Source organism: Paenibacillus sp. FSL K6-2862 (assembly GCF_038005125.1).
Taxonomy (GTDB): Bacteria; Bacillota; Bacilli; order Paenibacillales; family Paenibacillaceae; genus Paenibacillus; species Paenibacillus illinoisensis_A.
In genome coordinates this window covers 4,682,763-4,699,764 of record NZ_JBBOSN010000001.1, presented here as the reverse complement: position 1 = coordinate 4,699,764, position 17,002 = coordinate 4,682,763, and the positions used below count along the sequence as shown (strand labels likewise).

The 17,002-nt window shown below is 45.6% G+C and carries 23 protein-coding genes and 1 tRNA gene; 18 read left to right on the top strand and 6 right to left on the bottom strand.

Going from position 1 to position 17,002, the window contains the following annotated elements:
• The first annotated feature begins 171 nt into the window (after window positions 1-171).
• From MHB82_RS21230 to MHB82_RS21215, 4 genes are all read left to right on the top strand, one after another.
• Window positions 172-1,227 carry a FecCD family ABC transporter permease gene (locus MHB82_RS21230; protein WP_095359415.1) on the top strand — a complete coding sequence of 352 codons (1,056 nt, stop codon included), beginning with the start codon at window positions 172-174 and terminating at the stop codon, window positions 1,225-1,227.
• 2 nt (window positions 1,228-1,229) lie between these two features.
• Window positions 1,230-2,261 carry a FecCD family ABC transporter permease gene (locus MHB82_RS21225; protein ID WP_110821216.1) on the top strand — a complete coding sequence of 344 codons (1,032 nt, stop codon included), beginning with the start codon at window positions 1,230-1,232 and terminating at the stop codon, window positions 2,259-2,261.
• A 181-nt stretch (window positions 2,262-2,442) separates the two neighbouring features.
• The gene (locus MHB82_RS21220) at window positions 2,443-2,757 is read left to right on the top strand and encodes a hypothetical protein (protein ID WP_095359413.1); all 315 of its coding nucleotides are present in this window, start codon (window positions 2,443-2,445) and stop codon (window positions 2,755-2,757) included.
• Between the two features lie 101 nt (window positions 2,758-2,858).
• On the top strand, window positions 2,859-3,443 hold the full coding sequence (locus MHB82_RS21215) for a DUF3221 domain-containing protein (protein WP_341175759.1): 585 nt from the start codon (window positions 2,859-2,861) through the stop codon (window positions 3,441-3,443).
• A gap of 89 nt (window positions 3,444-3,532) precedes the next feature.
• On the opposite strand, the gene MHB82_RS21210 is transcribed toward MHB82_RS21215, so the two are convergent.
• Window positions 3,533-4,435: a manganese catalase family protein gene (locus MHB82_RS21210; RefSeq protein WP_095359411.1), complete on the bottom strand. Its 903-nt coding sequence runs from the start codon at window positions 4,433-4,435 to the stop codon at window positions 3,533-3,535.
• Between the two features lie 220 nt (window positions 4,436-4,655).
• On the opposite strand from MHB82_RS21210, the gene MHB82_RS21205 reads away from it, so the two are divergent.
• From MHB82_RS21205 to MHB82_RS21190, 4 genes are all read left to right on the top strand, one after another.
• A complete protein-coding gene (locus MHB82_RS21205; protein WP_095359410.1) occupies window positions 4,656-4,949 on the top strand; it encodes a hypothetical protein in 294 nt (97 codons plus the stop codon).
• Between the two features lie 53 nt (window positions 4,950-5,002).
• Entirely contained in the window at window positions 5,003-5,323 is a 321-nt protein-coding gene (locus tag MHB82_RS21200) for a DUF3889 domain-containing protein (RefSeq protein ID WP_095359409.1), read from the top strand.
• Between the two features lie 146 nt (window positions 5,324-5,469).
• Complete coding sequence (locus tag MHB82_RS21195) at window positions 5,470-5,682, top strand: hypothetical protein (RefSeq protein ID WP_341175758.1); 213 nt, start codon at window positions 5,470-5,472, stop codon at window positions 5,680-5,682.
• The gene (locus MHB82_RS21190; RefSeq protein WP_176476046.1) at window positions 5,676-5,957 is read left to right on the top strand and encodes a hypothetical protein; all 282 of its coding nucleotides are present in this window, start codon (window positions 5,676-5,678) and stop codon (window positions 5,955-5,957) included. The genes MHB82_RS21195 and MHB82_RS21190 overlap by 7 nt, the downstream gene beginning before the upstream one ends.
• An 81-nt stretch (window positions 5,958-6,038) precedes the next feature.
• Here MHB82_RS21190 and MHB82_RS21185 read toward each other — a convergent pair whose 3' ends face one another.
• The 3 genes from MHB82_RS21185 to MHB82_RS21175 form a co-directional block, all read right to left on the bottom strand.
• Window positions 6,039-6,275 carry a DUF3892 domain-containing protein gene (locus MHB82_RS21185; protein ID WP_095359408.1) on the bottom strand — a complete coding sequence of 79 codons (237 nt, stop codon included), beginning with the start codon at window positions 6,273-6,275 and terminating at the stop codon, window positions 6,039-6,041.
• A gap of 126 nt (window positions 6,276-6,401) precedes the next feature.
• Window positions 6,402-6,845, bottom strand: a complete 444-nt coding sequence (locus tag MHB82_RS21180) for a GNAT family N-acetyltransferase (protein WP_095359814.1) — start codon at window positions 6,843-6,845, stop codon at window positions 6,402-6,404.
• 244 nt (window positions 6,846-7,089) lie between these two features.
• Entirely contained in the window at window positions 7,090-7,335 is a 246-nt protein-coding gene (locus MHB82_RS21175) for a hypothetical protein (RefSeq protein WP_341175757.1), read from the bottom strand.
• A gap of 140 nt (window positions 7,336-7,475) precedes the next feature.
• Here MHB82_RS21175 and MHB82_RS21170 point away from each other — a divergent pair.
• The 7 genes from MHB82_RS21170 to MHB82_RS21140 all read left to right on the top strand — a co-directional run bounded on the left by MHB82_RS21170 (window position 7,476) and on the right by MHB82_RS21140 (window position 12,127).
• Window positions 7,476-7,548: transfer RNA gene (locus MHB82_RS21170), tRNA-Val, on the top strand.
• 177 nt (window positions 7,549-7,725) lie between these two features.
• A complete protein-coding gene (locus MHB82_RS21165) occupies window positions 7,726-8,916 on the top strand; it encodes an acyltransferase family protein (protein ID WP_341175756.1) in 1,191 nt (396 codons plus the stop codon).
• A 159-nt stretch (window positions 8,917-9,075) separates the two neighbouring features.
• Window positions 9,076-9,495, top strand: coding sequence for an organic hydroperoxide resistance protein (locus MHB82_RS21160; RefSeq protein WP_095290080.1), 420 nt, complete (start codon window positions 9,076-9,078; stop codon window positions 9,493-9,495).
• A gap of 232 nt (window positions 9,496-9,727) precedes the next feature.
• Complete coding sequence (locus MHB82_RS21155) at window positions 9,728-10,303, top strand: YdhK family protein (protein ID WP_341175755.1); 576 nt, start codon at window positions 9,728-9,730, stop codon at window positions 10,301-10,303.
• 104 nt (window positions 10,304-10,407) lie between these two features.
• Complete coding sequence (locus MHB82_RS21150; RefSeq protein WP_141236703.1) at window positions 10,408-10,587, top strand: hypothetical protein; 180 nt, start codon at window positions 10,408-10,410, stop codon at window positions 10,585-10,587.
• Between the two features lie 180 nt (window positions 10,588-10,767).
• A complete protein-coding gene (locus MHB82_RS21145; protein ID WP_341175754.1) occupies window positions 10,768-11,382 on the top strand; it encodes a TetR/AcrR family transcriptional regulator in 615 nt (204 codons plus the stop codon).
• Window positions 11,383-11,386: 4 nt separating this feature from the next.
• Window positions 11,387-12,127: an SDR family oxidoreductase gene (locus MHB82_RS21140; protein ID WP_095359405.1), complete on the top strand. Its 741-nt coding sequence runs from the start codon at window positions 11,387-11,389 to the stop codon at window positions 12,125-12,127.
• 2 nt (window positions 12,128-12,129) lie between these two features.
• Here the strand turns inward: MHB82_RS21140 and MHB82_RS21135 are convergent, their stop codons facing one another.
• The gene (locus MHB82_RS21135; RefSeq protein WP_341175753.1) at window positions 12,130-12,489 is read right to left on the bottom strand and encodes a hypothetical protein; all 360 of its coding nucleotides are present in this window, start codon (window positions 12,487-12,489) and stop codon (window positions 12,130-12,132) included.
• Window positions 12,490-12,655: 166 nt separating this feature from the next.
• Here MHB82_RS21135 and MHB82_RS21130 point away from each other — a divergent pair, with 166 nt between their 5' ends.
• Entirely contained in the window at window positions 12,656-13,210 is a 555-nt protein-coding gene (locus tag MHB82_RS21130) for a copper amine oxidase (RefSeq protein WP_095359403.1), read from the top strand.
• A 98-nt stretch (window positions 13,211-13,308) separates the two neighbouring features.
• Complete coding sequence (locus tag MHB82_RS21125) at window positions 13,309-13,626, top strand: DUF1292 domain-containing protein (RefSeq protein WP_095290091.1); 318 nt, start codon at window positions 13,309-13,311, stop codon at window positions 13,624-13,626.
• 149 nt (window positions 13,627-13,775) lie between these two features.
• On the opposite strand, the gene MHB82_RS21120 is transcribed toward MHB82_RS21125, so the two are convergent.
• Window positions 13,776-15,251, bottom strand: coding sequence for an aminotransferase class I/II-fold pyridoxal phosphate-dependent enzyme (locus MHB82_RS21120; protein ID WP_095290184.1), 1,476 nt, complete (start codon window positions 15,249-15,251; stop codon window positions 13,776-13,778).
• Between the two features lie 177 nt (window positions 15,252-15,428).
• Between MHB82_RS21120 and MHB82_RS21115 the strand changes: the two genes are divergently transcribed.
• Window positions 15,429-16,724, top strand: a complete 1,296-nt coding sequence (locus tag MHB82_RS21115; protein ID WP_110821209.1) for an MFS transporter — start codon at window positions 15,429-15,431, stop codon at window positions 16,722-16,724.
• Window positions 16,725-17,002: the final 278 nt, after the last annotated feature.

Sequence of the window (17,002 nt, the reverse complement as noted above, 5' to 3'; positions counted from 1 at the left end):
ATGTTTAATGCAATAAACTTGTCCCATTTATCCATTGCCAGCGAGAGATTGTTGACATACAATGATGTATGGGAATGAGAATCAATATCATTAAAAGAACGGCAATAACAGAGAGGTGATTGTTATGTACATAGGATTGGTCTACTCCACTCATAACAAGGGTGGGCACATATGAGTTCGAAGGCTTCATCGACAAGTCATAATACGGAATCACCGACAGCCAAAATACATACTCGTCCCTGGGCTGCTACCTTGATCCTGACTGGTGGTCTCGTACTTCTCGCCCTGGGTATGGCTTTGTCCATTTCTTTTGGTGCCGCAGATATTAAACTCGGTGTAGTCTGGCAAGCCATCTTTAACTTCAACCCGGATCTTACCCCGCATCAGATCATCTGGGAAATTCGATTGCCGCGCATTCTTGGTGGGGCGATGGTTGGTGCCTGCTTCGCTGTAGCTGGTGCAATCATGCAGGGTATGACACGCAATCCACTCGCCGATTCGGGCTTGCTTGGGCTGAATTCCGGGGCGGGATTTGCCTTGGCTGTGTGTTTCGCTTTTTTCCCTGGCATGCCGTATATGTATATCATAATGTATTCCTTTATGGGGGCAGGGCTTGGCGTACTGCTTGTATACGGGTTCGGAGCAGCGTCCAGATCGGGCCTTACGCCTCTTAGACTGGTGCTCGCGGGAGCAGCGGTATCCGCCATGTTGTCCGCACTGAGTGAAGGGATCGCATTGTATTTCAAAATTGGACAGGATCTGGCCTTCTGGACAGCGGGCGGTGTTGCCGGCACAAAATGGTCTCAACTGGAGGTCATGTTCCCCTGGGTCCTGGCTGCACTCATTGTAGGCTTAATTATTTCTCGTTCTATCACGCTCCTTAGTCTCGGTGAAGAGATTGCCGTCGGACTGGGACAGCGTACCGGCTTGATTAAGCTAGTTGGTCTTATCGTAGTGCTTATTCTTGCGGGTACGGCCGTATCCGTGGTTGGTGCTGTAGGTTTCGTTGGACTAATCATCCCCCACCTTACACGTAAAATCGTCGGGGTTGATTATCGCTGGATCATTCCATGTTCAGCTGTCATGGGCAGCTTGCTGCTGGTGTTCGCCGATCTGGCAGCACGCATGATTAATCCGCCATACGAGACACCAATCGGTGCTCTGGTTGCCTTGATCGGGGTACCGTTCTTCCTCTATCTGGCCCGTAAAGAAAGGAGGTCTCTGTAATTATGGGATCCTCAACTCTCACTGGTGCTGAGCGCAAAAAGAGAACGAAAAGCACCATTGTTATGATTGTTCTTGGTGCATTAATTATTGCAGCATTTATGATCAGCATGAATACGGGGTTCACGAAGCTGAGCCCTTTTGAAGTGCTGCGTACGTTATTCGGTGGGGGAACACCGAAGCAGGAGCTAATCCTGTTTGAGTTCCGTTTGCCCCGGATTGTAATTTCAATCATGGTTGGTGCCGGGCTTGCCTTGTCTGGATGTATTTTGCAAGGCGTGTCCCGTAACGCGCTGGCAGACCCGGGGATACTTGGGATCAATGCAGGTGCGGGGCTCGTCGTAATGCTATTTGTATCCTTTTTTCCTACAACAACGGCGGCCCCTGTATTTCTGCTGCCGATTCTTGCCTTAATTGGATCCAGTTTTGCCGCCTTTCTCATCTATGTGCTTTCGTATAAAAAGGGAGAGGGCATCATGCCTACACGTATGCTTCTTACAGGAATTGGGGTAGCTGCCGGAATCAGCTCTGCTATGATTGTACTTACACTTCGGCTCAGTCCGGAGAAGTACCAGTTTGTGGCGACATGGATGGCAGGAAGCATCTGGGGATCAAACTGGAAGTTCGTATCGGCATTGCTTCCATTTTTAATTATTCTTATTCCGGTCGTTCTATATAAGGCGCGTGTCCTGAATGTCCTGAACCTTGGGGACCAGACCGCCAGTGGACTTGGTGCATCGGTTAATCGTGAGAGACTCATCCTGCTTGCAGCTGCCGTAGGTCTTGCCGGGTCCTGTGTATCAGTCAGTGGCGGAATTGGTTTTGTAGGTTTGATCGGACCGCATCTGGCCAGACGCCTTGTGGGTCCGAAACATCAGTTTCTTTTGCCTGCATCCGCTTTGGTCGGTTCTCTTCTTGTTCTCATTGCGGATACGCTGGGCCGTGTCATTCTGCAGCCTTCCGAGATTCCCGCGGGAATTCTGGTTGCGATCCTCGGTGCGCCATACTTCCTCTATCTCTTGAGCAGAACCAGATAGAGCAATTCACATGGTAACAGAACGTCTTCATTGGGCTCGCATAGGGCCGGGTGAAGGCGTGTTTGTTTTAATTGATATGGATGTGATTAATGTACCGGAGAAGGGCGAAATATAATGGATAAGCAGGAAATGATTCTTCTACAATGATAAGTTGGGATTATATTCGAAGGAGGCGGACAAGATGGCGCAAATTCTTGGCACATGGCTGATATTCATTTTGCTTCTGTTCATCCTGTATCGGGGCATTAAAAAACTGTCGCAATCGAATCAAACGCCGGTGTTCAGACGCTGGGGTGGTTTGATGGCCGTATTATTTATCGTGGGGGCTGTGCCCTTGGGCTTTGCTTTTTATACCGAGTTAACCGATGAACGTCTGGATGCCAATATCGGTCTGGGAATCGCCATGCTTTTTGCTTGGGGATACTGTGTTCTGCTGTGTTGCGCAGGTTTGATCATTTGGGGAAGGGTTGCGTACAAAAGATCCCAAAGAAATTGATCGATAATCATGCTCTTCTTTTGCAACATCGGGTAGTGGGAAGCCGTCTATTTTACGAGAGATAGGTTGCACCGCATGTTGTCTATAGAGGGGGAATGGAAGTGGCCAGTCGTATGATCTTTCTTATGCTGCTCATCATCTTAATTCTTACAGGCTGTTCGGTACAGGCTCAGAAGGAAGTAGAACCGCCGCGAACAGATGCTCCAAGAGAGAAAGGGTTTACTGGCTATGTGGTGGATCGCAAAGAGAATTCCATCCTTGTTGTGAATCCCGAACATAAGGAAATCGGAACGAATGGAGAAACGAGAAAGTATTATCCGGCAAAATGGTTCTCCAATGTACCTGATTCTCAGATTGGTACGTATGTTGAAGTCTGGACGGATGGAAGTCCGGAGGAAGAGCCTTATCCAGGTCGTGCAAGAGCAGAGTCCATTGCAGAGTATGCTGCGGCAACTCCCGATGGCGCGAAGATCAGTGAGGCGGACGCAATTCGCGGCGGAATTTATTTATCCGATGGTGAGGAGATAAGTTTGCCGGTCATTGAAGACGTGGAGTTTCATGCCGATACAGGAATCTGGACGGTTCGCATGCGGGATGCCATGTCAGCGGATGATAATCAGGCCCAGATTGAACTCGAAGTTCGGGATGTGGAGCCAGTGGAGTCGGTGCTAGAACAAAAAAAGTGAATGAAGCATAAAAAAACAAAAGCCCTCAGATATGCTTATCTAGCAAACGAGGGCTTTATATGTTATGACATGATCATGATCATGCTTTATCAATCCGCAATATTTCCCGCCATTTTCAGACGACGTGCAATTTCTGCGAAGTCCTCATGTGAAATGCCTGGGGCGAATTCTTCTTCCACCGCAGGGGCTTCCGGAATCGGAAAGCCTTCTGGAACACCTTGAATGACTTCAAGTGGTTGTCCATCTTCAGGGTGTGTTCCTTTCCAGATTTGGCCGATGGCATTAAAGTCTTTATCGCTATACGTGTACAGCTTGGTGTGTACGCCTTTTTCTTCGTATTTTCGGGTCTCGGTGAATGCCTTGTTTTCCAATGAAGGAATAGGAACCAGCTTGGTCACATTCACGCCTGTTGCAATTTCCAGCGCTTTGGCGTAGGCAACGACGTGTACACCGCCGCGTACTAGCAGGAACCCAACCACTTCCCGGGCAGCAGGGTGGTCTGTCATTTCGTATACTTTCATTTTATGTGTACGTGCGCCGCATTCGAGGAAAAAGTTATGCAGCAGATCCTCGACAAGATTACCACTGTTGAACACATTTGCACCGGTCCACGGGTTGCCCATAGAATCAAAAGGCATGGCACCTTGGGCCCCCGCCAGGTAATGATAGGATAGACGTGCATCCTTCACGGAACCAAGTGGTGTATCATCGGGTTCCTTGTAAGCGGTCGAACCTCTGAGGCATTGGTTTATCCCGTGAGATACCAGCTCCACGTGACCCAATTCTTCGGCTGTAATACTCATGACGAGGTCGTAGAAGGGCTTCAATTTTTCCTTGGAGCGAAAATTAAACGACTGGTAGAGGTAATTGTTCAACGTTGACATTTCTCCGAATTTGCCGCCTAGCAGTTCCTGTATGGATGCGGCTGCATTGGGATCGGGCTTCTCGACATTGGGGATTTCAATCAAGATTTCATCCATTCGTTTGAACATTCAAATATAACCTCCTCGAAATAGGTGTTCAGATCATAATTCAGTTCAGTCTATCAAGGCCTATTACACATAGAATGGGAGAATCAAACCGCAGTCAGCATATTTGGGGCTAAAGACGTATATATCCTATTTAGGATCAATTTTCCAATGGGGATGTATTAGGGTTACAATTAGAGTCATTGGGGATTTTGGCTAAGGGCAATGAAAAGGAGGACAAGTTTTGCTTAAACGTTGGCTTATCACTGTATTTACTATAGGTATACTTTTACTTCTTCATGTAGAGCATGTCTCTGCTTATGTTCATCATCAAGTCGAAGTGGATCAAGAAACGAGGGAAGCCTTGGAGAAAAAGTACGGGCTGGATGCACCGTCCAATCCGGACCCCACGAATCATTTATTGTCAGGTGACTGGGGGATAAGTTTCAATCCTCCACTGGATCGGCATCAAACGATTCTTCAGATTGTTCGCTGGGTTCAGCAACCTGTAACATTAATCATTCGACTGATCGTGTAAAATAATCCTCCCATGGGCAGGCTAACGGAAACAAGCCCCAAGGAGTGATTGATATGAGATTACTTATCGTTACACTGATGACGATTATGCTGAGTTTGTCGGGACTAGCCACCAGTTCAGCGGCTCCCATTCCGGATTATGCGAAGTGGGGAATCATCGCCGTAAAAGAAACGCAGACCAAATATAATGTGGACATACTGGATTACAAGCATATTGGACGTACATCGCTGACAGCCAACCAATCCCGGGAGCAGTTTAAGTTATGGGTGCGGGGCAAGGACGGCAAAGAGTTTGCTGTGTATGTCAATGTAGATTTTAATCCGTCTACGCAGCAGTTAAAAAAGGTGCAGTTCAGTGAATCGGATCGACACTAAAAAATAAAAAAAAGCCAGGCATCTCTGATAACAGGGACAAGCCTGGTTTTTTGCTATATAAAATCCTTTTTTTAGTTATTGAATAAAGAACTTATGTTCGCATATAATAGGTAATACAAACAAACGTTCTTATTGGAGGGATGGTTATGATGGGAAAATATATTGGCCAGATGGTGGAACTCGTGTACATGGATCGTGCAGGACATATTACGCAGCGTCAGATTCGTATTAACAGTGTGCGAGGTGGGAGAATCCGAGCATCCGCAGGAGCAGATGGATCGCCCCGGACATTTCTGGAGCAAGGTATTCTGGCATGGCGTCCTATCCTTCATAAGGACGGGGAGGCGGGCATATGTTAAACGATTTTGAACGGAAGATTTTACGAATTATCGTTAATTATGCTGGGCAGCGACGACGTATGCCCCGAATGGATGAGCTGGAGAACAAGACAGGGCGAAGCCGGGATCTCATTCGCGAATCATTGCTTGAACTGGAGCGCAGACAGCATATTAACTGGGCCAATAAGTCCACGCTGGAAGGAATACAAATCTTGCAGGCATGGGAACAGGAACCGCAGCCGATTCGTAAGAGTCAGCCTGCCGGAGATGCTGTTAAATATTTTTTGGAATACTAGGGAAACTTTATTGCGAAATAAAAACGCCAATCCGGGATGCCGGACTGGCGCTTGCTTCGTTATTACACATCGTTCATATATTTAGAAAGTGGGGAGTTGATCCAGATTGTTGGTCGGGTCGCCGTCCGCATCACCGCGAATGTACATTTCCCCGTCCTTGCCTTTAAACACATTCACACCCGCTATCGCTCCTGCCTGTACTTCTGCCAGTGCTTGCTGATAATCCAGTATGCGTCCAGAAGAGGTTTGAAAGCCAGTCAGATCACCGTCACCATTTTTTTGTACTGCTGTGAAGCTCTCACGTGTCGTCTGATTCATAATGTCACACTCCTTATCTGAGGAAATGAGAATTTGAGTTCCCCTTTAGCCTGTCCGAATCGAAGAAAAGTATGCATGACATCATAGAACACTTGTAGACACGTTGATTCACCGAAGGATAGGGTTTTACAGACTCTTTCTCATGCGTACGTGCAGAATGTCGGCATCATAAAAAGGTTCTTCCGAGATCACTTCGTATCCGAGCTTCTCATAAAATTTCTGGGCCTGACATTGCGCATCCAGTAAAGAATAAGTCAAGCCAAGCTCTCGTGCCCGCTCTTCCATGGCTAGCAGGAGTACACGTCCATAACCGAATGAACGATGGGATTGAAGCACAGCAATTCGCTGCATTTTGGCCGTATCCTTGCTGTAATAGATAAGTCGTCCTGTAGCTACAGCCTGTCCGTCTGTACTTAATAAAACATGATGTACATCAGGACTGATGACATCAAATTGATCGATTTCAATCTCGGCAGGCACCTGCTGCTCGATGACAAAAACGTCATGGCGGATGCCCAATGCTTGCTGGAGCTGTTCATCTGTCGTTACATAACTAATTTCTGCTGCCAATTCCAATTCCTTCTTTCTGCTCTTGAGCGACATATCAGACTGCATTATACAAAAAATTGCTTTTCCTGTATAGTTGAGTCTGGAACATATTGGGAGAGGGGTGAAGAGGATGGGCGTGGCAGGAATTATGACCATTACACTCTTGATGTCTGCTGGAATGATCGCTTTATTATATTACGTAACCAAGAAAGCCTACTCCAGAAAGTGGGATGAGGATGAGTGATAACAAGCAAGAGTGTCAGTGTCAGGGCAAAAGTTCACTGTTTCCCTGAGGCGAATAGACCTCTTCATGGACAGATTTCGAGTAGACATCGAGCCAAACAGGAAGATCATCCGTTACATTCGGTTGCTGTAGTTGTTGGAATTGCACGGTATGTTCATTCCGTTCCAGACTGCAGCCGGAGATCACGAGAATAAGTATGGTGAGGGGAAGAATGAAGCCCCATTTTTTGCGATGGGTTCGGGATTTATGGGAGTTTGCGTGTGGCATCGAAGTCACCTCTTTAATGAAATGGTAATCATTCCTTAGTGTGCTCCATTCTCAACAAAATATAACCATTAAACCATTGACATTGTACGCGTTTACTTGGTATGATACTGTTACTTCATTCGAACAGAATAGGTTATCATGATCTGTTAGCTCAGCTGGGAGAGCACTATCTTGACAGGGTAGGGGTCAGTGGTTCGAGCCCACTACAGATCATAACGAAAAGTCCTTGCGTAGCAAGGGCTTTTTTCTTGTTTGTGGAAGTAATTTTTATAGTGTCCTTAATCGGGGTAGGGCTCTTTATGTAGTTCACTCATTATTGTGCTTGATCAAAGCAAATAATAAATGATACATTATGTATCAAAAGACGAGTGGATAGAGAGGTGCTGGGCAATGAAGTTGAATACCAGTGTATTGGATGGTTTGAGGTTTTTACTAGCATTATGGGTTGTTTGTGGGCACTTCTACATCATTATTGGGGGCACAAATTTCTTTAATATTCCTTTTGTTTCGAATCTACTACAACAGCCCATAATAGCTGTAAATGGCTTCATGATCATAACTGGTTTCTTAATGACCTACCACTACATTCTCAGGGAAGAAAGAGAACCATTTCTTGAGGCATCCACAGGAGTAAAATTTATTTTAAGAAGATTTTTCAGACTTTACCCTATATACTTTCTTGCTATAATTGCTGCCTTTTTCCTTGTTGAAAATATGTATCTATTAAGGAAAGAAATATTGGAATTTTTTACTGGTAGTTCGATTACTGTTTTTGGTAATGAGAGCAAATTAGAAACGCCAACATTGGTCGGTATGTTCTCTCATTTATTCTTTATTCATGGGCTGATACCTCACGAGGACAGTACTATACTATCTGTAGCATGGAGTTTATCACTTGAAATGCAATTTTACGTTATATTCCCGATAATTTTTGCTGTCCTGTTTAGAAAACAAGCAAGTTTGAGATTTAGTGTGATAACCGTTATTTCCGTTGTTTTATCAGTTTTATCACTTAACTATTTAAAATCATATTTTGATATGCCGGCTGCCCTTTTCTTTAGAATGCCTGTGTTTATCTTGGGTATGATGGTTGCGGCGGCAGCATTGAAAAAACTTAGATGGAGATTTGTTGCTCTTAACGGGTGTATTATTCTTGCGATGGAGGACAGGTTAACAATTATCTTATCTATCGGGCTCATCTTCTTCATGTTCTACGAGAACATGAAGCTTGTTTTGCCACGAAGTATATATTCATTTATTTCATTAATTGGAGGGCTCCTTTCGAATAAATTGTCTAAATTCGGCGCTGACATTTCATATTCACTTTACTTGATGCATATGATAATAATGCCTTTCATAATAAAATTCTTCATCGATTTAAATTATTCAAAGCTCCTTACAGCAGGGCTGTCTTTTGTATCATTGCTGGTTATAACAATAACTTTATCATATGTCCTTTATCTGTATATCGAAAAGCCGTTTATTGCCATGGGTAAGCGAGTGGTTGCAACATTACCAAGACCGACACGCGCGCAAGTGGAAATTTCAACAGATTTTTCAGGCTCAGAGGCAATAAAATAAGAAAACAAAGTTAAGAAGTCGCCAAAATGGCGGCTTCTTTTTTTATAACAAAATAATTGTTTACAAACGCAATTCAATTTTGTACAATATAATTGTAAACAATAATTAAACGAGTTTAACTTATCAAATAAAATTCAATGATGAAGAGGAGAAATTACAATGAAAACTCTATATGAAACGACAGTAATCAATACAGGTGGACGTCAAGGGATCGTGCAATCACCAGATAACGTATTTATGCTGGATGTAGCTGCACCGCCGGAACTTGGTGGTAAAGTGACTACGGCTACGAATCCGGAGCAGCTGTTTGCAGCAGGATACAGTGCATGTTTTAACTCTGCTTTGGAGTTTCAATTGAAGAAACACAATGTGGAAATTGAGCGAAGCACCGTATCTGCAACGGTTATGCTTGTTACAGATCCTTCGGACAACGGAGTGAAGTTGGAAGTCGAGCTGGAAGTGAAAATCGAGGGTTTGGATGAAGAGACCGCACAGAAATTTGTCAAACTTGCTCATGACTATTGCCCATACTCCAAAGGAATCAGAGGCAATGTAAATGTAACTCTGGAGATGGCGTAACAATCAATAACGAATTTGGATTTGTGATGTTTCTAAAATAGGCTTGATTAAGATAAAGACTGAGAACACCTTCAAATGTCTGTCCCATTGCCATTGTAAATGGGATAGGACAGAGTTGAAGGTGTTTTTTATTATGGGTGCCGGAGAGTAAACCTTGGAGGTTGAAGGTTGAAATATACCCACATGGGGTATATTATAGGTATCTAGATTCGTATTTCAAAGGAGAGTTGACATGAAAAAGTACGTAATGATGATGGTATCTCTACTGATCGCAGGAAGTCTGGTAGTAAGTGGTTGCGGTAAAAATACGGAGCAAAATAGCAGCAATGGCAGCGGAGACAGCAATAACAGTCATACAGCCACTACAGGAGAAATGCACCATTCGGATTCAGGAGAGCTGCCACAAGGGCTTATGGAAAAGGTGGATCCTACATATCCGATTGGCAGCCAGGTTATCATGAGTGCTGACCATATGTCCGGTATGAAAGGGGCAACCGCCACGATTGTTGGAGTCTATGAAACGACCGTTTATGCTGTTACGTATACACCGACAACGTGGGGAGAGCCAGTGAAGAATCACAAGTGGGTGATCCACGAGGAAATAAAGGAGCACAATAAAGAGCCCTACAAAGCTGGTGAAGAAGTTGTATTGAACGCCGACCACATGACCGGTATGAAAGGGGCAACAGCTACCATTGATTCCGCTGAACAGACAACAGTGTATATGGTGGATTACACGCCGACAACCGGAGGAGATCCGGTGAAAAATCACAAGTGGGTTACAGAGAATGAGTTATCAGCTGAATAGATGACACTATCCACGATGAGAGAATCATTCATTCTTTAACTCAATTCTGGGTTATAATGGAACTTGAAGGCGGAAAATAGCTGCTCGAAAGGGGAATGTATATGATGGATTTTAGCAAACCACCGCATGCCTCAGAGACAGAAACACACAGCCAGCGTCATCAAGAGCGCGAACAACAGCTTATATCTGGTGGAGGTAAAGGCATTTGGTGGGAAATCAGCAACTGGCTGATTCTTGGAGGAATTCTGGTTGTCCTATTCTTACTGTTCAAGTATGTTTTCTGAATAAATAGAGGATGAGATGAAGAGTCCATTGCTGGGCTCTTTTTTGCTGTGTGAAAAAAGTACATATCATTAGAATGACAAATGACAAAAATCAATATTTGTCATTTGTCGAAATCTATGCTAATCTAACTTTACGACGGAGGTGAACATTGGGTGGTTCGTCTTAACCATCTTAAAGATATGACCAAAGATAAAATTTCTGAATTTCTAACCAAAGAGCAGATTATTACAGCCACGCAGGAAACCATCAGGCGGTTTGGTGCTGCCAAAACCTCCGTTACAGATGTAGCCAAATTGCTTGGAGTCAGCCATGGAACCATTTACAGGCATTATGCCAGCAAGAAGGAATTACTCGAAGGTGTAACGGCACAGTGGTTGGAAGATGAGATTATCGCTCCACTCGCGAAAGTCGTAAGCGTACAGACCGGATCTGGAGAAGGAATACAACATCTCAAAAAATATATCGAAACCTTAAATCATCTTAAACGGCACTATGCAGAATCAGACACAGAGTTATTTGATATGTATGCCAAGGTTACACAGGAATCGGCAGAACTCATTTACAGACATGTGGAGCAGTTAACACAGCATCTCGCCGAGATTATACAGCAGGACCAGCAGCTTCGTTTCCCGAAACCGAACAAGGTTGCTGCAGGAATTTTACACGCAACAGCTCGCTTTCATCATCCCGCACATGCGTATGAATGGCATCGTGAGACCATTGATGAGGAATTCGAGCAGGTTTGGTTGCTGGTTGAGCAAGGTGTATTTCATCTGAATTCAGGGAGGAAGTAATCTCATGACAAATTTATCAGGTAAAGTTGCCATCGTTACTGGTTCATCACGTGGAATTGGACGGGCTATAGCACTACAGCTCGCTGATCTTGGCGCAGATGTCGTCATCAACTATGCGAGCAGTCCAGACAAGGCAGAAGAAGTGGCAGAGCTTGTTCGGCAAAAAGGTGTTCGCGCCATCACCATACAGGCAGATTTGGCACAGAAGGTTCACGTAGAGCACTTATTTGCAGAAACGGTGAAGCAGCTGGGCAAAGTGGATATTCTGATCAACAACGCAGGAGTGATGAAAACAACACCTTTGGCGGACGTTACCGAGGAGGAGTTTGACCAGCAATTTGCAATTAATGTGAAGGGGACATTCTTTGCCTGCCAGCAAGCCCTGAAAATCATGGAGAGTGCCGGACGAATCGTGAACTTTTCCACCTCCGTAGTTGGCCAGATGTTTCCCGGATATAGCGTGTACGCAGGCACCAAGGGGGCAGTGGAGCAATTTACCCGTCAGCTCGCGAAGGAATTCGGTTCCAAACAGATAACGATTAATGCGGTGGCGCCTGGGCCTGTCAACACAGAACTGTTTGCCGTTGGTAAGACGGAGCAGCAGCTGGAAGGATTGCGTAAAATGAATGCATTCGGTCGCTTGGGCGAACCGGAGGACATCGCAAGTGTCATCTCTTTTCTTGTCAGCCCTGAATCGCAGTGGGTCACTGGACAGACTTTGCGTGTAAATGGTGGCTTTATCTAACTTTATGTAGGAATAGTTGTACAGCTTTGACACCAAACCGGGCGAATCCCCATATGATGCACTACATTAGTAAGCACTTGCGGAAATGGGGAATCCGGGATGGCAAAGGCAAAAGGAAAAAAAGCACCAGCGTTGAAGAGTGACAAACTCCGTGTGTCCATGAAATTGGTCACTTCAGATGTGTGCGAGCGGTGCAAGACACCCTGTACACGAGGCATGGAATACGCTGCACGAATGCGGACAGCAGGAGCTGTAGGGAAAGGCGTTCCTTGCATCCTGACTCGGCACACGACTTCATAGTCTCTTTTCAGGCTGAAGTTTCCCAGAATGAATTCGTATAAGCTCGCATTTACAATAACCATACTACAGAGGCGTTCTCGAAGGAGAGGTGCCTCTTTTTGATTGTTCCATGGGATGGGAAATTTTCTGGATAAAAAATGAAAAATGATGAAAAACAGCGCAACTTTGTAGCTGAACCTGCAGTATAAATGTACAACAGCTTGCAGCAGGGGAGGGAATATTGACGGAATGAAATGGAAAAGAATATTGCTGTGTGTCACGGTATTCTCCTTGCTCGGCGGGTCTTTATTGTTTGCGGATTCCGTAAACGAAAAGGTTCGGGTGCTCATTAACGGCAAGGAAGCAGCTGACGGAGGTTACCTGATCGATGGAACGACCTATGTACCTGTGAGAGAAGCAGGTGGGATCGCCAAATGGGATAACAGCAACAAGCGAGTAACGGTGATTAAGCCGAATGTACATATTTTTCTGTTTAAGGGAGACACGGTATTTGGCAACGTGAATGTTGGCAAATTGAAATTCAATGTGTTTTCTCAAGTGGACAGCTTAACAACGGATGTGGCTGCAGTGAAGGTGACAATTACCAATCCGAGTGGCCAGGTGAAGGATATTCAATCCCAGGAGCTCAAAACCCAGAAAGATAATTTCTGGTTCCGGACGTACGATTTTACGTATGATTTCAGTCGTGCTGGCAAATACCAGGTTGGTTTTCATATTAAAGAAAATGCAAACAGCAACTACGTTCTGGTGGCAGAGAAAATCATTACCGCACTAAACGAATGAGGCGAAAAATAACGTTGCTGAGTAAATTGACCTAGCCTTGCGAACATGTTACGATATGCAAGGTTACACAATTTCTATTTACAAAGCGAGGTATATCAATGAGCGATCACACACATGAACACGGCGATGCCTGCGGCTGCGGTCACGACCATGACCACGACCACGAGCATGAAGAAGTTCTTCTGACTCTGACAGACGAGAACGGAAATGACGTGGAGATGGTTTTGGTGGAGACGTTTGACGTGGAAAACCATGTTTATGCGCTCCTGCTGGAACGTAACAATCCTGAAGCTGACGGCATCATTCTGCGTATGGAAGAAGAAGACGAGGAAATGGTGCTCTACAATATTGAAGACGAAGCCGAGTGGAACCGCGTTGAAGCGGCATACAATGAGCTCGTCGCAGGACAAGAGTAATTTTTCTTATGCAATAGAACAACGGGGCTCCTTGATCTCAAGGGGTCTTTTGTTTGTTTTCTCGCTCTAAAAAGCAACAAAAAAGGGCCAAGCCGGAGCTTGGTCCTTCGATATCATTACCCATGGGGTAGGATCATTAGAGTAATCCCTTAGAAAATCGCATCTGCTTCCACAATGACTTTGACATTGGTGACACTGCGGTCTTCGGGGCCTTTTACAGGCAATCCAACCTCTACATGGTCGATAATGTAATCAATATTTTCTTGCGTAATAACCTCACCCGGCAGCAGAATCGGAATTCCAGGCGGGTATACGTAGATGAATTCAGAGATAATACGTCCTGCAGATTCTTTAAAAGGAATGACCTCCGTATCCCCGTAGAATGCATCACGCGGCGTGAGCATCAATTGTGGAACGTCAGGAACCTTAACCACAAGTTCATGTGCAGGGTTAACCTGATAATACGTACGGGACAGATCCTGCAGTGCGTTCAGCAAGATGTCCACCGATTCATCCGTATCGCCAGGAGTGATCAGGCACAGAATATTATACATATCACTGAGCTCGACCTCAATATTGTAATGTTCACGCAGCCAGTTCTCGGTCTCATAGCCTGTGATGCCAAGATGACGAACATGAATGGTTACTTTGGTTGGATCATAGTTAAAGGTTGCCTCCGTACCGAGCAGCTCTTTGCCGAAGCAGTACAAACCGTCAATATCGTTGATGGTACGTCTCGCGAACTGGGCCAGATCAATGGCCTTTTGCGCCATTTCGTGACCGTGCAGCGCCAGATTGCGTCTTGACGTATCAAGTGAAGCAAGCAAGATATACGAAGTAGACGTAGAAGTCAGCATACTGAGAATGGTCTGTACACGCTGTGGATTCACGAATCCGTTTTTGGTGTTCAGATTCAGCACGGAACTCTGTGTCATGGAACCGCCAAGTTTGTGTACACTTGTTGCAGCCATATCCGCTCCGGCAGCCATTGCAGACAACGGCAGTTCCTCATGGAAATGAATGAGTACGCCATGTGCTTCATCCACAAGTACAGGCACCTGATAGCTATGTGCGAGTTCAACAATCTCTTTTAGGTCTGTACATACACCGAAGTACGTTGGATTAATGACCAGCAATGCCTTGGCGTCCGGATGACGCTCAAGCGCGCGTCGTACAGCACCTGTAGTCACGCCGTGATCGATACCGAGGTTGGCATCCTGTGCGGGAGATACGAATACAGGCTTCGCTCCTGAGAAAATAATGGCAGACATGACCGATTTATGAACGTTGCGGGGCACAATAATTTTGTCACCCGGTTCGCATACCGACAGAATCATCGTCATGATTGCACTGCTTGTGCCTTGCACACTAAAATAGGTATGATCGGCTCCGAATGCATCGGCTGCCAGAATCTGCGCTTCCTCAATGACACCGGTTGGCTGATGAAGATCATCCAGCGGAGCGATGTTGATCAAATCTATGGAGAGGGCGTTATCGCCGATAAATTCACGAAATTCGGTATCCGTTCCCAATCCTTTTTTATGTCCCGGGATATGAAATTGCACCGGATTGAGTGCCGCGTGGTTTTTTAAAGCGGTAAACAGCGGCGTACGGCGGTGATCCATCAGTGCTGTCACAACCTTTCCTGATAAAATGTCAAACAAAGATGAGTATAGCAAATTAGGAACCGAATGCAAGCGGTAGGCTTGACAAATTTTCAAATTGCTAAGATTTGGGCGTATCCCTGACGGTTACAGTATGGATAGGAGATGGGCCGGTGAACACCGAAAGGGGAATAAGAAATGCAGACAGACATCAAACCAGTCAAAATTTTGCGATCACCATTTTTCATCGCGATGTGGTTAACGCTTTTCTTGGTTGAAGTGATTAAAGGAGCATTGCTGGTGGCTGTCCTGCCAGTGTATATGGATAATATTTTAGGATTGTCCGCAGGGGTGATTGGTGTAGCCTTTGCCCTTCAATACCTGGGTGACAATCTGTTCAGGGCTCCATCAGGCTGGGCGGCAGAACGCATCGGTTTTCGTGCGACGATGGTAACAGCCTTAATCTGTACATTGATTGCAGTAATCATGATTATCTTTTTCAAAAGTGCATTTGGACTGGCTCTGGCCTGTCTGATTCTTGGTGTGGGGACATCACCGCTCTGGCCTTGTGCCATGACGGGGGTGACTGCCCTGTCAGGACCTCAAAACAAAAACGGAACAGCGATGGGGGCGCTGGAAATGGCCGCTCTGGGTGGAACGGGACTTGGACCGATCGGCATGAACTGGCTGCTTGAGCGTACCGACCATGATTATCGTACCGTATTTCTTGTCCTTCTTGGCTGTGCCGTTCTCGTTATTTTGGTCGCCATGATACTACCTGGACGGGTGGTGTTGGAAGAACAACAGCATACAGGAGGGGAAACGACCGAAAAAGCGGTCAAATACCCGCCGAAACCTCATCTGCTTACACCGTTAATCAGGCTCAAAAACAGTGTACAGGGGACCCTGAAGCGGGTGCGCAGCACGCTTAATGTCAATCCGCTGGTATATCCCGCCCTGTTTATGCAGTCCTTTGTTATAGGCCTCCTCAGTCCGGTTATTACGTTGTATACCCGAACAGACCTTCATATTTCACCAAACCTGTATAGTCTGCTGTTAATCGCAGGCGGCGGAATAACAGTGATTGCCCTGCTTCCTGTGGGTAAAATGGTGGATCGATTCGGGACATCGATATTTCTGCATATGGGCTTTTTACTCGCCTCTGCAAGTCTGTTTGCTTTTGCATCCATTACGTCCATTCCGATTGTTTTCGGGATCGTTATGATGGTAGGGGTTAGTTATGCCATGATTTTACCTGCCTGGAATACCTTCGTGGCTACTCTCATACCGAAGGGGGAGCGAGGGGCCATCTGGGGATTCTTCCTCACTCTTCAGGGGTCCGGCATGGTTGTGGGCCCCATCGTTTCGGGGTTGTTATGGGACCACATCAGCCACCCGGCTCCATTTATCGGAAGTGCTGTTGTTATGGCCGGGCTTGCGGTTGTGCATTTTGTGTTATCGCGAAGACCGTATCGCACAGCCCCTGCCAAATAAACATAAAAAGGAGTTCCTATACCGGGTTGAATCCGGTGTTGGAACTCCTTTTGCTTTATGCAAGCCACAACATTCAGAACATGGTTACTGTTTATAAATGTTCGGCTCCAACGCGGGAACTTGAATTACATCAAAATCGTTGGCGTTAAAACCCGAGAAATACGTCTGTATTCCTCCATTTCGCGTCCATTAAATCATGAAAATCGGGGGCTTGCCCCTGTGCATCTGCGGAAACATCGATTCCCCTGTAGGATTCGATGAAAAATAGTCAAATAACC

Excerpts from the sequence above, each read along its gene's own strand:
- MHB82_RS21230 (WP_095359415.1), top strand. The coding sequence starts at position 172 with ATGAGTTCGAAGGCTTCATCGACAAGTCATAATACGGAATCACCGACA.
- MHB82_RS21225 (WP_110821216.1), top strand. The coding sequence starts at position 1,230 with ATGGGATCCTCAACTCTCACTGGTGCTGAGCGCAAAAAGAGAACGAAA.
- MHB82_RS21220 (WP_095359413.1), top strand. The coding sequence starts at position 2,443 with ATGGCGCAAATTCTTGGCACATGGCTGATATTCATTTTGCTTCTGTTC.
- MHB82_RS21210 (WP_095359411.1), bottom strand. The coding sequence starts at position 4,435 with ATGTTCAAACGAATGGATGAAATCTTGATTGAAATCCCCAATGTCGAG.
- MHB82_RS21200 (WP_095359409.1), top strand. The coding sequence starts at position 5,003 with ATGAGATTACTTATCGTTACACTGATGACGATTATGCTGAGTTTGTCG.
- MHB82_RS21195 (WP_341175758.1), top strand. The coding sequence starts at position 5,470 with ATGATGGGAAAATATATTGGCCAGATGGTGGAACTCGTGTACATGGAT.
- MHB82_RS21190 (WP_176476046.1), top strand. The coding sequence starts at position 5,676 with ATGTTAAACGATTTTGAACGGAAGATTTTACGAATTATCGTTAATTAT.
- MHB82_RS21185 (WP_095359408.1), bottom strand. The coding sequence starts at position 6,275 with ATGAATCAGACGACACGTGAGAGCTTCACAGCAGTACAAAAAAATGGT.
- MHB82_RS21175 (WP_341175757.1), bottom strand. The coding sequence starts at position 7,335 with ATGCCACACGCAAACTCCCATAAATCCCGAACCCATCGCAAAAAATGG.
- MHB82_RS21165 (WP_341175756.1), top strand. The coding sequence starts at position 7,726 with ATGAAGTTGAATACCAGTGTATTGGATGGTTTGAGGTTTTTACTAGCA.
- MHB82_RS21160 (WP_095290080.1), top strand. The coding sequence starts at position 9,076 with ATGAAAACTCTATATGAAACGACAGTAATCAATACAGGTGGACGTCAA.
- MHB82_RS21155 (WP_341175755.1), top strand. The coding sequence starts at position 9,728 with ATGAAAAAGTACGTAATGATGATGGTATCTCTACTGATCGCAGGAAGT.
- MHB82_RS21150 (WP_141236703.1), top strand. The coding sequence starts at position 10,408 with ATGGATTTTAGCAAACCACCGCATGCCTCAGAGACAGAAACACACAGC.
- MHB82_RS21145 (WP_341175754.1), top strand. The coding sequence starts at position 10,768 with ATGACCAAAGATAAAATTTCTGAATTTCTAACCAAAGAGCAGATTATT.
- MHB82_RS21140 (WP_095359405.1), top strand. The coding sequence starts at position 11,387 with ATGACAAATTTATCAGGTAAAGTTGCCATCGTTACTGGTTCATCACGT.
- MHB82_RS21135 (WP_341175753.1), bottom strand. The coding sequence starts at position 12,489 with ATGGTTATTGTAAATGCGAGCTTATACGAATTCATTCTGGGAAACTTC.
- MHB82_RS21130 (WP_095359403.1), top strand. The coding sequence starts at position 12,656 with ATGAAATGGAAAAGAATATTGCTGTGTGTCACGGTATTCTCCTTGCTC.
- MHB82_RS21125 (WP_095290091.1), top strand. The coding sequence starts at position 13,309 with ATGAGCGATCACACACATGAACACGGCGATGCCTGCGGCTGCGGTCAC.
- MHB82_RS21120 (WP_095290184.1), bottom strand. The coding sequence starts at position 15,251 with ATGGATCACCGCCGTACGCCGCTGTTTACCGCTTTAAAAAACCACGCG.
- MHB82_RS21115 (WP_110821209.1), top strand. The coding sequence starts at position 15,429 with ATGCAGACAGACATCAAACCAGTCAAAATTTTGCGATCACCATTTTTC.